Genomic DNA, 14982 nt, shown 5'->3' with positions numbered 1-14982 from the left:
GCCGCCGGGCGGTCAACCCAGCGAGCCCAGCCAGCGCAGCAGCGAGCGTACGCCCCAGCCGGTCGCGCCCCGGGTCAGCTCGGCGTCGTCGCCGTCGGCCCACGACGGCGCGGACATGTCCACGTGCAGCCACCGGTCGCGCAGCCCGCCGGTGAACTCCCGCAGGTAGAGCGCGGCCATCACGGACCCGGCGCCCCGGTCCGGCGAGCTGTGCAGGTCGGCCAGGTCGCTGCCGAGGTGCTCGGCGTAGTCGGCGGGCAGCGGCATCCGCCAGGCGGCCTCGCCGGCGGCGGCGACAGCGGCCAGCACGTCCGCGGCGAGCCCGTCGTTGTCGCTGTAGAGGGCGCCGGTGCGCTTGCCCAGCGCGACCGCGTTCGCCCCGGTGAGCGTGGCGAGGTCGACCAGCAGGTCGGGCTGGAGTTCGGCGACGGCGTACGCGAGCGCGTCGGCCAGGACCAGCCGCCCCTCGGCGTCGGAGTTGGTGGTCTCGCTGGTCGTGCCGCCGTAGTGGCGGATGATGTCGCCGGGGCGGAACGCCGAGCCGCTCAGCATGTTCTCCGCCAGCGGCGCGAGCGTGGTGATCCGGACCGGCAGGCGCAGGGCCGCCGCGCCGAGGGTCGCCGCAACCACCGCCGCGGCGCCCGCCATGTCCTTGCGCATCAGCTTCATCGACGCCACCGGCTTGATCGAGATGCCGCCGGTGTCGAACGTGATCCCCTTGCCGACCAGCACCACGTGGGTACGCGCGTCGGCCGGCCGCCAGTCCAGCTCGACCAGGCGCGGGCCGCTGGCCGAGCCGCCCCCGACGGCGAGGATCCCGCCGAAGCCCTCGGCCGCCAGCTCCTCCGGGTCGCGGACCCGCAGGTGCAGGTCCGGCACGTCGGCGGCGAGGGCGGCGACCTGGTCGGCGAACCACTGCGGGTTCTTCACCGACGAGGGGGTGTTGGTGAGGTCGCGGGCGAACCGGGTCATCCGGGCCGTCGTCCGGGCCACATCGAGGGCCGTGCTGTGCGCGTCCGGGTCGGCCACCACGACGTCGACCTCCGCCAGGGCGGGGGCGGTGCCGGCGTCGGTCAGCCGGAACCGGTACGAGGCCAGCAGCAGCCCCTCGACAAGTCCGCGTACGGCCGCCTCGGTGACGTCGGCAGGCATGGCCAACGTGACGTGTATCTCATCCTTCGCGGCCCGGGCCAGAGCCGCGCCGGCCGTCCGCCAGCCCGCCTCGTCGCCCTCGCCGACGCCGAGCAGCAGCAGCCGGCCGGGGTCTCGCCCGGGTCGCAGCTGCGCATGGACCTCACCGGGGCGCCCGGTCAGTCGTGCCGCCGGCACCAGGGCGACGGCCTCCTCGGCCACGCCGTCGGGCAGCGTCGCCCCGGTCGGGGCCGGTCGGGCCGGTTCGTCGCCGGCCGCATCTGGCCGGACGGGGAGAACGAGGGTGTCGAGCCGGTCCGGCTCGGCGAGCAGACGGATGGCGAGCACGCGGAGCCGTACCTCCAGGAAGCTCGCGGAGCGTGGCTCCGCGGGAGAATGAAGACCCTGAGCCACCGGCGGGGCCGGTGGCTCAGGGCTTGACGAAAGGCCCACGCGGACGCGCGGACGATTCCTCGGTCAGCCGGCGGCTGCCTTCAGTGCGTCACCGAGCGCGTTGGCCTCGTCGGGAGTCATCTCGACGACGAGCCGGCCACCGCCCTCCAGCGGGACGCGCATGACGATGCCCCGGCCCTCCTTGGTGACTTCCAGCGGACCGTCGCCCGTCCGCGGCTTCATCGCCGCCATGTTGTCTCCCCTCAGACCTACACCAGGGTCGGTGGGTTGCCCCACAGCCACTTCGTCTTGACCACCGCAACCTACGCGGGGGTGTCGACCAACGATTTTCCCTGATGAACACCGCCGGACCCAAACCGAAGCAGCATTGATGTAACAGCATCTAGCTTATCCTGAGAAGGCCTGTCACAATGTGCGGTCATGCAGGCACGGTCGGCACTCTTCGACCTGTACGGCGACCACCTCCGGGCGAGGGGCGGCCGGGCACCCGTCGCCGCCCTGGTCAGGCTGCTGGCGCCGCTCGGGATCGCCCCGCCCGCCGTGCGCACGGCGGTCTCCCGGATGGTCCGCCAGGGGTGGCTCGACCCGTGTCGGCTGACCTCCGGGCCGGGATATTCGATCACCCCGAAAGCCGCCCGCCGGCTGGACGAGGCGGCGGCGCGGATCTACCGGACGGGTCGGATCACCTGGGACGGGCGGTTCGACCTGCTGGTGCTGGAGGCCCCCCTGTCCCGCCGGGACCGGCAGCGGCTCGCCGCCAACCTGACCTTCCTCGGCTACGGCGCCCTGGACGAGTGCACCTGGGTGGCGACCCGGCCCGGCGAGGACGTGGATGTGCTGCTCGACGAGGCGGGCGTGCGCTTCGAGCGGTTCACCGCCGCGCACACCGCCGGCACCCCCGGCGCGATGGGTGTGGTGCGCCGGGCCTGGGACCTGACGGAGATCGGCCAGGCGTACGAGCAGTTCGTCGCCGAGCAGCGACCGCTGCTGGCCGGGGTCACCGTGCGCAGCCTCGACGAGGAGGCGTACGCCGCCCGGTTCCGGCTCGTGCACGCGTGGCGTACCTTCCTGTTCCGGGACCCGCAGTTGCCCCCGGCGCTGCTCCCCGAGCGTTGGCCCGGCACCGCCGCGGCCAGTTTCTTCGACCGGCACGCGGCGCGGCTGCGGCCGGCCGCCGACCGGTACGTCGAGCAGTGCCTCGACTCCGGCAACCGCATCGCCCGACAGAAGGGTCGTTAGAAGTGACCGAGCCGCTGCTCGTCGACCGAACCGACGCCGTCGTCACCCTGACGCTGAACCGCCCCACGGCGATGAACGCGCTCGACGTCGCGCTCAAGGAGGCGCTGCGGGACACGCTGGCCGAGCTGGAGACCGACCGGTCCTGCCGCGCGGTGGTGCTCGCGGGCGCGGGCCGGTCGTTCAGCGCCGGCCAGGACCTGCGTGAGCACGTGCAGACCCTGGAGTCCACCGACGGCAACCCGCTGGACACCGTCCGCGCGCACTACAACCCGATCGCCGCCCGGCTGGCCAACCTGCCCAAGCCGGTGGTCGCCGCCGTGCGGGGGATGGCCGCCGGGGCGGGCGCCTCGCTGGCCTTCCTGGCCGACATCCGCATCGGCGGGCCGTCGACCAGCTTCCTGATGGCCTTCGCCAAGGTCGGGCTCGCCGCCGACACCGGCGCCTCCTGGACGCTGCCCCGGCTGGTCGGGCACGCCAAGGCCATCGAGCTGCTGATGCTGGCCGAGCCGGTGGGCGCGGCGGACGCCTGCCAGATCGGGCTGCTCAACCGCCTGGTGGAGGACGACGAGCAGGTGCTGCCGACCGCGCAGGAGCTGGCCGCCCGGCTGGCCGCCGGCCCGACCGTCGCGTACGGGGCGATCAAGCGGCAGCTCTCCATCGCCGACGCGGGCACGCTGGCCGACGCCCTGTCCGCCGAGGCGCAGGCGCAGTCGATCTGCGGAGGCACCGCCGACCACCGCGCCGGCACCCTGGCCTTCGTCAACAAGCAGAAGCCGGTCTTCGAGGGCCGCTGACGCCTCCCCGGACCCGCCCGGCCCCGCATTCCACCCGGCCGGTGGGCCGGCGGCCGTCGACGGTCGGGTCAGTCGTCCTCCTCCGGATCCTGGTTGGCCTCCGCGCCGAGCACGAACGCCTGCATGGCCAGCTCGTCGCCGGAGGGCGAGACGAAGGCCGGCAGCTCGCGGGGGCCCAGCTCCTGCACGTAGGCCCAGAACAGGCGGACCGCCTCGGCGGGTGACGCGGCCTCGATCGGCAGGTCCAGGCTGACCAGCCAGGAGCGCCGCTGCGGCGGCGGGCCGAGCCGGTCGGCCAGGGCCCGGAAGGCCGCCGGGTCCAGCGCGGTCACCGGCCCGTCGAGCGCCAGCGCGTCGGCCGGCGCCGGCTCGTCGAAGGCCCGCCGGGTGTACGCCACCACCAGCGGCGCCTCGACCCGCTCGGACTGCGGGTCGTCCGGGTCCTCCCGCTCCTCGCCGCCGGCCCCGGTGACCCGGCCCAGCGCCACCAGCCGGGGCGGCGCGTCGACCAGCACGGCCACCCGGTCGCCGGGGCGGGGTCGGGCGGCGTCGGCCAGGCCGGTCAACTCGAGCGTGTCGTGGTGGACGAGCCGCTCGGCCTCGTAGCGCCCGGTGGGCAGCAGCACCGCCCAGGCGCCCGTGCCGTCGGCGGGGCGCGCCCCGTCCACCCGGTGCGCGGTGTCGGTCGTCATGGCCTCCATCCCATCACGCCGCCCGTGCCGCCACGACGTGGCAGCCCGCAAGGTGGTCGTCGACCATCCCGGTGGCCTGCATCAGCGCGTAGGCCGTGGTCGGGCCGACGAAGCGGAAGCCCCGCTTCTTGAGCGCCTTGGCCATCGCGGTGGACTCGGCGGTCAACGCCGGCACCTCCGCGAACGACGTGGGTCGGGCCGGCCGGGGCGGCGGGGCGAAGGACCAGAGCAGCGCGGAGAGCCCCTCCGGAAGCTCCAGCGCCGCCCGGGCGTTGGCGATCGCCGCCTCGATCTTGGCCCGGTTGCGGACGATGCCGGCGTCGGCGAGCAGCCGGGCGACGTCGGCGTCGCCGTAGTCGGCCACGGTCTCGATCCGGAACTCGTCGAAGGCCAGCCGGAACGCGGGACGTTTGCGCAGGATGGTCAGCCAGGACAGCCCCGACTGGAACGCCTCCAGCGTGAGCCGCTCGTAGAGCGCGTCGTCGCCGCGCAGGGGCCGGCCCCACTCGGTGTCGTGGTAGGCGGCGTAGTCGGGGGTGCTGTGCCCCCAGCCGCATCGCGGCAGCCCGTCGGCGCCGATCACCAGGTCAGTCACGCGTCCACGCTAGGGCACGGCCCCGACGGGCCCGCGCCCTGCGGCCCCGCGCCGCGCCCCGGCCGCCGGGACCGGTCCGCCCGGGTTCGCCGACATCGGGGCGTCCCGGTCACGCCGACACCCCGATGTCGGCGACATCGAGTCGATCACGCCAAGTCGCCCGACGGGGCACGATCCCCGGCCGCCCCGGTCAGGGGAGCCGGCCCTGCTCCACCAGCCGACCGAACTTCTTCAGCGCCTGGCTGAGGCTGAACTTCGACCCGGGCCAGAGCACCGGCCAGGCCACCCGGCCCGCCGGCCCGCCGGGCAGGTGGAACCACTCGTGCCAGACCACCTGGGTGCGGTTCCGCTCCAGCGGCGTGCAGCGGAGCACGCCGGGGCCGCGCAGCAGCTTCCCGCAGTGCACCACGCCCACCTCGTAGGGCGCGTCCACCCGGACCACCCGCATCTCGTCACGCAGCACGGCGGGGCCGAGCGCCGTGACCGCCTCGACCAGGCTGCCCTCGCCGCCGTCGCCCTCGACCACCCGGACGGTGGTGAAGGGGATCCAGTCCGACTGCCGCTCCCAGGCGGTCAGCGCCGCGAAGACCCGCTCCGCCGGCGCGTCGACGATCACCGTGGCCGTGACCTCGCCCGCGCCGGGCTGCGCCACGTCGCGCAGGTCGTCGCCGGGTTCCGGACCGGTCACTTCGACTCCGACCCCGACCCGACCACCGGGCCGGGGCTGGTCGCGTCACCCGCCGGCCGCGTCGTGCCGTCGCCCGCGTCGGTGCGGTGCGGTGCGGCGTCGCCCGCGCCGGGCCGATCCACGGCGGCGTCGCTCGCGTCAGGCCGGTCCACGACCGCGTCGCCCGCGTCAGGCCGGTCCACGGCGGCGTCGCCCACGCCGGGCCGGTCCACGGCCGCGTCGCCCGCGTCGGACCGGTCCACGGCGGTGTCGCCCGCCCCCGTCCGGTCCACGGGGGTGTCGGCGGCGGTGTCGGCGTCGTCCTCGCCGGTCCGGTCCGCGGCGCGGTCGGCGCCGGGCCGGGCAAAGGCGGCGTCGCCGGAGTGCCTGGCGGCTGCGGAGCCGGCCGGCGTCGCGTCCTTCGCCGCCGACGCGACGGTCGGGCCCGCGAACGCGGGGATCGGCGCGACGACCACGTCGGTGCCCCCCGGTGCGTCCGCCCGGTCGGCCCCGACCGGCACCGTCCCCCGGGCCTCCGGCGACGGCTCGGCGGCGGCGGCGGCCCCGGCCGCCTGCTCCCGCGCCCGGCGCAGGGCGTCGGCATCCGCCGTCCGCCCCTCGCGCAGCGCGGCGACCTCCGCCTCCAGCACGCCGATCAGCTCGGACTTGTAGCCGATGTCGTAGGCCGCCCGGCGCAACGCGTGGTCGACCTGGGCCATGCGGTAGCCCCGCGGCGCCGTGTCGAACCGGACCTCGCCCACGTCGGACTCGGCGAGCGGGCGGGACGCCGGCAGCGGCACGGACCGTCCGTCCGGCTCGGCCGGCACCAGGCCGGGATCCCGGCCGGAGACCAGCACCGTCACCCCGAACACGACCGCCGCGACGGTCAACGCCACGACCAGCAGGAGCAGAACCTGACCCATGCACAGATCGTGGCACGTCGAACCGCCGGGAGCGACCCCGCCACCCGCCGCGCCCCGGATCCGTGCCGAAGACCCCCCGCCCGACGCACCCGTACGGGAGGCGGCGACGGCGGACCGGCGGGGCCCGACCCGGGCGGACCGGCTAGCGTCGTCATCGGCCGACGGCGGGGACGGGTCGGCGGTGGACCTTCAGGAGGCGGCATGGCCGGGGCGCTTCGGCTCGGTGGGCGCACGTTCGGCCCGGACGAGCTGGTGGTGATGGCGATCGTCAACCGCACGCCGGACTCGTTCTTCGACCAGGGGGCGACCTTCGCGCAGGACAGCGCGCTGCGCGCCGTGGAGCGGGCGATCGAGGAGGGCGCCGAGATCATCGACATCGGCGGGGTCAAGGCCGGTCCCGGCGCCGAGGTCGACGTGGCCGAGGAGATCCGTCGCACGGTGGCGACCATCGCCGCCGTCCGGGCCGCCTTCCCCGACGTGGTGATCTCGATCGACACCTGGCGGGCCGAGGTGGCGGTGGAGGCGGTGGCGGCGGGCGCCGACCTGCTCAACGACACCTGGTCCGGCGCCGACCCGGCCCTGGCCCAGGTGGCGGCGCAGACGGGCGCCGGACTGGTCTGCTCGCACGCCGGCGGCCTGGCGCCCCGGACCCGCCCGCACCGCGCGGCCTTCGCCGACGTGGTCGCCGACGTGCTCACGACGGTGACCGGGCTCGCCGAACGCGCGGTCGCGTTGGGCGTACGCGCCGACGGGATCCTGATCGACCCGGCGCACGACTTCGGCAAGAACACCCGCCACTCCTTGGAGATCACCCGCCGGCTCGGCGAGCTCTCCGGCACCGGCTGGCCGCTGCTGGTGGCCCTGTCGAACAAGGACTTCATCGGCGAGACGCTGGACCTGCCGGTGGCCGAACGGCTGGAGGGAACGCTCGCGGCCACGGCGGTCTCGGCCTGGCTGGGCGCCCGGGTGTTCCGCGCGCACCAGGTGCGCCCCACCCGGCGGGTGCTCGACATGGTCGCCTCGATCCGGGGCGACCGTCCGCCGACGCTGACCCGGCGCGGGCTCGCCTGACCGTCGCCGTGCGGGAGCGGCGGCCGCCCGTGGCGGAACAGGGTGGTGAGGGGCTGACCGAGGCCGAGGTCAGGACCAGCGCAGGATGTTCTTGCGCCAGGCGTAGAGGATGCCGAGCGCCAGCACCGCGACGAAGACCGCCATCTCCACGACCGTGACCATGCCGAACCCTGGCCGGTCGAAGACGACCGCCCAGGGGAAGAGGAACACCGACTCCACGGCGAACAACACGTAGAGGTACGCGTACACGTAGTAACGGATCTGCATCTGCGCCCAGTCGGCGCCGACGGGGTCGAGGCCGCACTCGTAGCTGGTGCGCTTGCCGAAGGGATCCGCCGGACGGGCAGGACGTAACACCCGGTTGGCCGAGAACGCCGTAACGAAGAAGAGGACGCTGGCGAGCAGCAGCAGCCCGAGCGTCGCGTACGAGCCCAGGTAACCGGTCACGGTCGCTGAGCCTACCGCTCCTCGTCGCGGCCCGGGTCGAACCCGTTACGGATTCGTTTCCCGGCGGGACTAGTGCCCTCTGGCAACAATTGCCGAATATTGGGATCTCACTCATCGTCACCGGAGGACAGATGGCTCGCGTGGACGTACGGCCCGGCCGGCGGGCGCGTGACCGACGCGTCGTGCCCCTGTTGGCGATCGGCCTCGCGGTCGGGCTGACCGTCGCCGCGGTGCCCGGCTGGGCGACCGCCGCACCGACCGGCGCCCGGGCCGCCTCCACCGCGACCGAGCCGGCCGGCGAGCCGGGCGGGGACACGCCCACGGCGGATCCGACGGACACGGGGCCGGTGCCCACCGAGGCGCCCTCGACCACGGCGCCGCCGCCGGAGACCACGCCACCGGCCCCGACGACCGAGCCGGCCCCGACGACGACAGCCCCGGAGCAGCCGGCGCCGACCACCGCCGCACCGACCACCGCCGCACCGCCCCCGGCGCCGTCGGTGCCGCCGGTCCGGCCCTCCGCGCCCGCCACCACCCCGCCGGCGCCCCTGGCCGGGGTCAGCGTCACGACCGACGACATCACCCTGACCGCCGCGTACTGGAACGCGCCGAGCACGGTGACCACGCTCCGGGTGACCATCACGAACACGGGCGCCACGCCCACCCGGATCGGGCTGTCCTACACGCTGCCGGCCGGGCTGTCCGACGCCGGCACCGCGGGCTGCGCCCCGGTCGGCGGCGGGGAGCGCCGCTGCGGGGAGTGGGCCAGCGCGCCCGGCGCCCGGTTCAGCACCCTGCTCCGGGTACGCGTCGACGGCGACGCCTGGAAGCGGATGCCGCTCAGCGGCTCCGTCCGGGTCACCGCGACCGCCCCCGGCGTGCCCGGCCCGGTCGGCGACGACGAGGGGTTCGCCGTGCTCTTCCCGCCCGGCCCGCCGGTGCCGGGGATCAGGCTGGACGCCGACGCGGTCTCCTTCGACATCAGTGGCGGGTCGAGCGGGCTCGACGTGCGCCTGGGCAACACCGGGAAGGTGGACGCCGAGGGCCGGATCGAGGTGGTCCTGCCGGCCGGGGTGACCGTGCCGACGCCCCCGTCCGGCTGCACCACGGTCGACCCCTCCCGTACGCGCTGCGAGCTCGGCACTCTCGCCGCCGGCCGGACCGTACAGCTGCGGCTGCCGGTCTCCGCGACCCCCGAGGCGCAGCGGCAGGCCCCGCTGGCCGGCGCGGTGCTCGGCCAGCTCGACCCGCGCAGCGGCCGGGCCCGGCAGGTGCAGATGAGCTTCCGGATCACCGCCGCCGCCGCGCTGGCGACCCCGGTGGCCTCGCCGCCCGCGCCGACCGGGTCGCAGGGCGTTCTCGCCGCCGACGCCGCGGCCGTCAGCGGCGACGGCGGAGGTGGCTCGGTACGGCGGACGGCGATCCTGCTGATCGTGGTCTCGACGCTGCTGGTGGTGTTCGCCCTCACGCTGGCGACCACGTCCCTGCGGCGGCGGACGACCGCCCCGGCGGGTGGACCGTCCACGGCACCGACCGAGTGACCCGGGCGGCCCTGGTCCGACCGGGTCTGCGTCCCGCCCACCCCGCGACCGGTGATCTGGATTACGGCGGGCGGACGGAAACACCTCAAATCGGGGTGGAATCTCGCTGGATCGCATCCCACAGGGCGGCCTCCGAGAAGGTTGGGGCCGCGATTCGACGTAGGCTCTCAGGTGAGGTAACTACAGCGGACCGGGCCCGCCTCGGCGGGTCTGGTGCAGCGGTGCGTCAAGGAGGTCACGTGGCCGGGCAAGGCGAGGTCACCATCATGTTCAGCCGCCCGCGCGACCGCGCCCAGCGAAGCGAGGTGCAGGCGTGACCAAGCAGATCCGTCAACTGGACCGGGTGGTGATCCGGTTTGCCGGTGACTCCGGCGACGGCATGCAGCTCACCGGCGACCGGTTCACCTCGGAGACCGCGCAGCTCGGCAACGACATCTCCACGTTGCCGAACTTCCCGGCGGAGATCCGGGCTCCCGCCGGCACCCTGCCGGGCGTGTCGAGCTTCCAGGTGCACTTCGCCGACTACGACATCCTGACCCCCGGCGACTCGCCGAACGTGCTGGTGGCGATGAACCCGGCGGCGCTCAAGGCGAACCTCGCCGACCTGCCGCGGGGCGCGGACATCATCGTCAACACCGACGAGTTCACCAAGCGCAACCTGGCCAAGGTCGGCTACCAGTCGAACCCGCTCGAGGACGACTCCCTCGCCGGCTACGTCGTGCACCCGGTGGCGCTGACCTCGATGACGGTGGGCGCGCTCGCCGAGCTTGCCGTGTCCAAGAAGGACGCCGAACGGGCCAAGAACATGTTCGCCCTCGGCCTGCTCTCCTGGATGTACAACCGGCCGTACGAGTCGACGCTGCGCTTCCTGGAGCGCAAGTTCGCCGCCCGCCCCGAGCTGGTCGCGGCGAACGTCGCGGCGTTCCGGGCCGGCTGGAACTTCGGCGAGACCACCGAGGACTTCGCGGTCCGCTACGAGGTCAAGCCGGCGAAGATGCGGCCGGGCACCTACCGCAACATCACCGGCAACGCGGCCCTGTCGCTCGGCCTGGTGGCCGCCGGCGTCCGCTCCGGGCTGCCGGTCTTCCTGGGCGCCTACCCGATCACCCCGGCCTCGGACATCCTGCACGAGCTGAGCAAGCACAAGCGCTTCGGCGTGCTCACCATGCAGGCCGAGGACGAGATCGCCGCGGTCGGCGCGGCGTTGGGCGCGTCGTACGGCGGCTCGCTCGGCGTCACCACCACCAGCGGCCCGGGCGTCGCGCTCAAGAGCGAGACGATCTCCCTCGCGGTGGCGCTGGAGCTGCCGCTGGTCATCGTCGACGTGCAGCGGGCCGGTCCCTCCACGGGCATGCCCACCAAGACCGAGCAGGCCGACCTCAACATGGCGCTCTACGGCCGTCACGGCGAGGCGCCGGTCGCGGTGATCGCGCCGAAGTCGCCGTCGGACTGCTTCCACGCGGCCATCGAGGCGGCCCGGATCGCGCTGACCTACCGCACGCCGGTCATCCTGCTGTCCGACAACTACGTCGCCAACGGCTCCGAGCCGTGGCTGCTGCCCGACGTCGAGTCGCTGCCCGACCTGCGGGTCGAGTTCGCCACGAAGCCCAACGGCGACGACGGCACCACGTTCCTGCCGTACCTGCGCGACCCGGAGACCCTGGCCCGGCCGTGGGCCATCCCGGGCACCGCCGGGCTGGAGCACCGCATCGGCGGCCTGGAGAAGGCCGACAAGACCGGCGACATCTCGTACGACCCGGCGAACCACGACTTCATGGTGCGCACCCGGGCGGCCCGGATCGAGACGATCCCGGTGCCGGACGTCGAGGTCGAGGACCCGGATGGCGACGCCCGGGTGCTGGTCCTCGGCTGGGGCTCCACGTACGGGCCGATCGGCGCGGCGTGCCGGGGCCTGCGCCAGCGCGGCCACGCCATCGCGCAGGCGCACCTGCGGCACCTCGCCCCGATGCCGGCCAACCTCGGCACGGTGCTGCGCTCCTACGACCGCGTGGTCATCCCCGAGATGAACCTCGGCCAGCTCGCCCATGTGATCCGGGCGAAGTACCTGGTCGACGCGATCGGCTACAACCAGGTCCGCGGCCTGCCGTTCACGGCCGTCGAGCTGGAGACGATGCTGGAAGAGGTCCTGAAGAATGTCTGAGCCCGTCGCCCTCAAGCTCACCGCCAAGGACTTCAAGTCCGACCAGGAGGTGCGCTGGTGCCCCGGCTGCGGCGACTACGCGATCCTCGCCGCGATCCAGCAGTTCATGCCGGAACTGAACATCCCCCGCGAGCGGACCGTGTTCGTCTCCGGCATTGGCTGTTCCTCCCGCTTCCCGTACTACATGAACACCTACGGGATGCACTCGATCCACGGCCGCGCCCCGGCGATCGCCACCGGCCTGTCGGTCTCCCGGCCCGACCTGTCGGTCTGGGTGGTGACCGGCGACGGCGACGCCCTCTCCATCGGCGGCAACCACCTGATCCACGCGCTGCGCCGCAACGTCAACCTGAAGATCCTGCTGTTCAACAACCGGATCTACGGCCTGACGAAGGGGCAGTACTCGCCGACCTCCGAGGTCGGGAAGGTCACGAAGTCGACCCCGGCCGGCTCGGCCGACGCGCCGTTCAACCCGCTGTCGCTCGCCCTCGGGGCCGAGGCCACCTTCGTCGGCCGCACCATCGACTCGGACCGCAAGCACCTCCAGTCGGTGCTGCGGGCGGCGGCGGAGCACCAGGGCTCGGCGTTCGTGGAGATCTACCAGAACTGCAACATCTTCAACGACGGCGCGTTCGACCAGCTCAAGGAGCCGGCCACCCGCGACGACTTCCTGATCCGGCTGGAGCACGGGCAGCCGATCACGTTCGGCAAGGACGGGCAGTTCTGCGTCGTGCACCCGCCCGGCGGGTTCGGCCTGGAGGTCCGGGAGACCGCGTCGGTCAGCCCGGGTGAGATCGTCGTGCACGACGCGACGGTCACCGACCCGGCGTACGCCTTCGCGCTCTCCCGCCTGCCCGGCCTGGACCTGCGGAACACCCCGATCGGCGTGTTCCGCTCGGTGGACCGGCCGTCGTACGACAGCGTGGTGCAGGAGCAGCTCGCCGAGGCGAAGGCGAAGGTCACCGAGACCCCGGAGCAGCAGCTCGCCGGACTCCTCGCCAGCGGGGACACCTGGACCATCCTCTGACCGGCGCGGCCGGCCGCCCCTGAGCGAGAAGTCGGGGAGGCTGGCCGCCCAAGGGGCCAGAACCGCGAGAAGGGTCCGCCACCGACCGGTGGCGGACCCTTCTCGCGGTTGCCGGAACCCGAGAGCCTGGGCCGCATCGCCGCGTCACGTTGAGTGACAGGACTCGCCTCCTCGCGATTCACTACGTTCAGTGACAGCGACGTCGGCTTTGAAACGAGCCCTAACTGCCGCCAATGAGGTTGGCAGCCCTGTGAACAGCGAATTCATTGAAAGTCGCGCTGACGGGTCGCCCCGACCTTGTGGGCCCTTTGCTCTGCAGCCGCATACGCACCAGGCACTCAGGGTAGCTGGCGCGTATATGGATGCAGAGCAAAGGGCACGGACTGCAGTGGCGCTCGGATGACGAGTTGTTACCGAACGTGACCACAGACGGGTCCGTTGACCATGCGAAGAGCGGTGCCGGCTCGGACCCACGGATCGGACGTCCGCGGCCCGCCACCAACGCCCGACCGATCAAGGGCGACCACGGATCAGGGGGCGGCTGTCGCGTGCGGGCGGTCGTCGCGTACGTGCACCAGCATGTCGCCGGTCTCGATGACCGCGCCGGCCTTGTCGGCCAGGGTGACCACCTTGCCCCGCCGAACCAGGGCGATGACCAGCGATTCCAGCTCGCGGGGCGACCGGCCCACCTCGGAGCGCTCGGCGGAGCGCATCGCCAGCGCCATGCCCTGGCCGGGGGTGAGCAGGTCCTCCACCACGTCGATCAGCGGCGGGGCCGAGGTGGACAGGCCCAGCAGCCGGCCGGCGGTGGCCGAGGAGACGATCACGTGGTGGGCGCCGCTCTGCTTGAGCAGCGGGGCGTTCTCCGCCTCCCGGGCGGCGGCGATGATCCGCACCTGCCCGGCGGTGAGCTGCCGTACGGTCAACGCCACCAGGACCGAGGCGTCGTCGCTGTCGGTCGCGATGATCACCGCCTTGGCGTTGCGTACGTGCGCCTCGTTGAGCACCGACGAGCGGGTCGCCGAGCCCTCGATCGCCACCAGGCCGGCCGAGGTGGCCTGCCGCAGCGCCGGACCGCTGCGTTCCACCACCACGATCCGGGACTTGTCGAGCCCGTTCTCCATCAGGGCGGAGACCGCGCTGCGGCCCTTCGTCCCGTAGCCGCAGATGATGACGTGGTCCTTCACGGCTCTCCTCCACCGCGACAGGCGACGCCCGGTGCGGTACTGCTCGGTCAGCACTTCCAGGGTGGTGCCGACCAGGATGATCAGGAAGATCACCCGGGCGGGCGTGATGTAGACGACGTTGATCAGCCGGGCCGTCTGGCTGACCGGGGTGATGTCCCCGTAGCCGGTGGTCGAGAGGGTGACCACCGCGTAGTAGAAGCAGTCGAGGAGGGTCAGCGCGTCCTCGTTGACGTCGCGGTAGCCGTCCCGGTCGAGGTAGACCACGGCGACGGTGGCGAAGACCAGGCCGATGGCGGCGGCCAGTCGGAGACTCAGCGCGCTCAGGGGGCCCCGTCGCTGGGCCGGAAAGTGGATCACGTGAGGGCCTGTCCCGGCCCTGTCGTCGCCTGCACGACCACAACATAGCGGCCAGCGCGGATCTCGCACGGCGGGGTCGTCGACCCGGGTCACCCCGGCTCACCCCACGGCTCACCCCACGACGCGCGGCACGACGGGACGACCCGCGCGCCCGACAGGGGGCATGATGGGGGTGTCCCGGACGACGAGCCCGAGAGTGAGGCCCGCATGTCGTTGCTGCGACGAGTGATCGGCGGGGTGCTGCGCCGGCTCCGGCTGCGGCAGGGCCGCACGCTGCGCGAGGTGGCCGAGGCCGCCGGAGTGTCGGTGCCCTACCTTTCCGAGGTCGAACGCGGTCGCAAGGAGGCCTCCTCGGAGGTGCTCGCGGCGATCTGCCGGGCGCTCGGCATCCACCTGTCCGACCTGTTGGAGGAGGCGCGCGACGACCTGCGTCGGGTCGAGCCGCGCATCCCGTCCGCACCCCGGGCCGGCCTGGCCCGGCTGGAGCGGGCGGAGGTCGGCCGGCCCGACGCCGCCGCCCCGGCCGTGCGGGTCGCTCCCCGGGCCGGCGGCCCCCTGCTCCACCTGGCTCCGCGTTCGGGCGGCACGACCCTGCGGGTCGGGCGGCCCACCTCCGCCGTGGGCGGGCGCTCCGGTCCGCGTACCCGCGTCGCGCTGGGCTGCGGGCGGACACGGGCGGGCACGCGGACGTTGACCGTCGTCTAGGCCGGCCGGTTCTGCCGTCGGCTGATCTGCC

Annotated in this window: 13 protein-coding genes and 2 pseudogenes; 7 read left to right on the top strand and 8 right to left on the bottom strand. The window is 73.8% G+C overall.

Annotation, left to right across the window (positions count from 1 at the left end; genetic code table 11):
* Positions 1-12 precede the first annotated feature (12 nt).
* Entirely contained in the window at positions 13-1479 is a 1467-nt protein-coding gene (locus OG989_RS10565) for a leucyl aminopeptidase family protein (protein WP_327030399.1), read from the bottom strand.
* A gap of 129 nt (positions 1480-1608) precedes the next feature.
* The gene (locus tag OG989_RS10560; RefSeq protein ID WP_007455245.1) at positions 1609-1776 is read right to left on the bottom strand and encodes a DUF3117 domain-containing protein; all 168 of its coding nucleotides are present in this window, start codon (positions 1774-1776) and stop codon (positions 1609-1611) included.
* Between the two features lie 189 nt (positions 1777-1965).
* On the opposite strand from OG989_RS10560, the gene OG989_RS10555 reads away from it, so the two are divergent.
* Together OG989_RS10555 and OG989_RS10550 are read left to right on the top strand one after the other, a co-directional pair.
* Entirely contained in the window at positions 1966-2784 is an 819-nt protein-coding gene (locus OG989_RS10555; RefSeq protein ID WP_151454724.1) for a PaaX family transcriptional regulator, read from the top strand.
* Between the two features lie 2 nt (positions 2785-2786).
* Entirely contained in the window at positions 2787-3578 is a 792-nt protein-coding gene (locus tag OG989_RS10550) for an enoyl-CoA hydratase-related protein (protein WP_151454725.1), read from the top strand.
* A gap of 68 nt (positions 3579-3646) precedes the next feature.
* Here OG989_RS10550 and OG989_RS10545 read toward each other — a convergent pair whose 3' ends face one another.
* From OG989_RS10545 to OG989_RS10530, 4 genes and pseudogenes are all read right to left on the bottom strand, one after another.
* Positions 3647-4270, bottom strand: coding sequence for a hypothetical protein (locus OG989_RS10545; protein ID WP_151454726.1), 624 nt, complete (start codon positions 4268-4270; stop codon positions 3647-3649).
* Between the two features lie 13 nt (positions 4271-4283).
* A complete protein-coding gene (locus tag OG989_RS10540) occupies positions 4284-4865 on the bottom strand; it encodes a DNA-3-methyladenine glycosylase I (protein ID WP_151454727.1) in 582 nt (193 codons plus the stop codon).
* Between the two features lie 190 nt (positions 4866-5055).
* Positions 5056-5553, bottom strand: a complete 498-nt coding sequence (locus OG989_RS10535) for an SRPBCC family protein (protein WP_132231660.1) — start codon at positions 5551-5553, stop codon at positions 5056-5058.
* A 539-nt stretch (positions 5554-6092) separates the two neighbouring features.
* Positions 6093-6455: pseudogene (locus tag OG989_RS10530) on the bottom strand (DivIVA domain-containing protein); the annotation flags it as partial.
* Positions 6456-6656: 201 nt separating this feature from the next.
* On the opposite strand from OG989_RS10530, the gene folP reads away from it, so the two are divergent.
* A complete protein-coding gene (folP, locus tag OG989_RS10525; RefSeq protein WP_327030398.1) occupies positions 6657-7526 on the top strand; it encodes a dihydropteroate synthase in 870 nt (289 codons plus the stop codon).
* A gap of 69 nt (positions 7527-7595) precedes the next feature.
* Here the strand turns inward: folP and ndhC are convergent, their stop codons facing one another.
* Positions 7596-7973 carry an NADH-quinone oxidoreductase subunit A gene (ndhC, locus tag OG989_RS10520; protein WP_121396759.1) on the bottom strand — a complete coding sequence of 126 codons (378 nt, stop codon included), beginning with the start codon at positions 7971-7973 and terminating at the stop codon, positions 7596-7598.
* Positions 7974-8104: 131 nt separating this feature from the next.
* On the opposite strand from ndhC, the gene OG989_RS10515 reads away from it, so the two are divergent.
* From OG989_RS10515 to OG989_RS10505, 3 genes are all read left to right on the top strand, one after another.
* The gene (locus OG989_RS10515; RefSeq protein ID WP_327030397.1) at positions 8105-9514 is read left to right on the top strand and encodes a hypothetical protein; all 1410 of its coding nucleotides are present in this window, start codon (positions 8105-8107) and stop codon (positions 9512-9514) included.
* A 313-nt stretch (positions 9515-9827) separates the two neighbouring features.
* Positions 9828-11675 carry a 2-oxoacid:acceptor oxidoreductase subunit alpha gene (locus OG989_RS10510; RefSeq protein WP_151455525.1) on the top strand — a complete coding sequence of 616 codons (1848 nt, stop codon included), beginning with the start codon at positions 9828-9830 and terminating at the stop codon, positions 11673-11675.
* Positions 11668-12702: a 2-oxoacid:ferredoxin oxidoreductase subunit beta gene (locus OG989_RS10505; RefSeq protein ID WP_151455526.1), complete on the top strand. Its 1035-nt coding sequence runs from the start codon at positions 11668-11670 to the stop codon at positions 12700-12702. Before OG989_RS10510 ends, OG989_RS10505 begins: the two co-directional genes overlap by 8 nt.
* 530 nt (positions 12703-13232) lie before the next feature.
* Here the strand turns inward: OG989_RS10505 and OG989_RS10500 are convergent.
* Complete coding sequence (locus OG989_RS10500) at positions 13233-14246, bottom strand: potassium channel family protein (RefSeq protein WP_151455527.1); 1014 nt, start codon at positions 14244-14246, stop codon at positions 13233-13235.
* A 207-nt stretch (positions 14247-14453) separates the two neighbouring features.
* Between OG989_RS10500 and OG989_RS10495 the strand changes: the two are divergent.
* Positions 14454-14786 (top strand): annotated as a pseudogene (locus OG989_RS10495) (helix-turn-helix domain-containing protein); the annotation flags it as partial.
* Positions 14787-14982 lie beyond the last annotated feature (196 nt).

The sequence above is a fragment of the Micromonospora sp. NBC_01740 genome, assembly GCF_035920365.1.
GTDB classification, from domain to species: Bacteria; Actinomycetota; Actinomycetes; order Mycobacteriales; family Micromonosporaceae; genus Micromonospora; species Micromonospora reichwaldensis.
This window is presented reverse-complemented; position numbering and strand designations above follow the sequence as displayed.

Excerpts from the sequence above, each read along its gene's own strand:
- OG989_RS10560 (WP_007455245.1), bottom strand. The coding sequence starts at position 1,776 with ATGGCGGCGATGAAGCCGCGGACGGGCGACGGTCCGCTGGAAGTCACC.
- OG989_RS10555 (WP_151454724.1), top strand. The coding sequence starts at position 1,966 with ATGCAGGCACGGTCGGCACTCTTCGACCTGTACGGCGACCACCTCCGG.
- OG989_RS10545 (WP_151454726.1), bottom strand. The coding sequence starts at position 4,270 with ATGACGACCGACACCGCGCACCGGGTGGACGGGGCGCGCCCCGCCGAC.
- OG989_RS10505 (WP_151455526.1), top strand. The coding sequence starts at position 11,668 with ATGTCTGAGCCCGTCGCCCTCAAGCTCACCGCCAAGGACTTCAAGTCC.
- OG989_RS10515 (WP_327030397.1), top strand. The coding sequence starts at position 8,105 with ATGGCTCGCGTGGACGTACGGCCCGGCCGGCGGGCGCGTGACCGACGC.
- folP (WP_327030398.1), top strand. The coding sequence starts at position 6,657 with ATGGCCGGGGCGCTTCGGCTCGGTGGGCGCACGTTCGGCCCGGACGAG.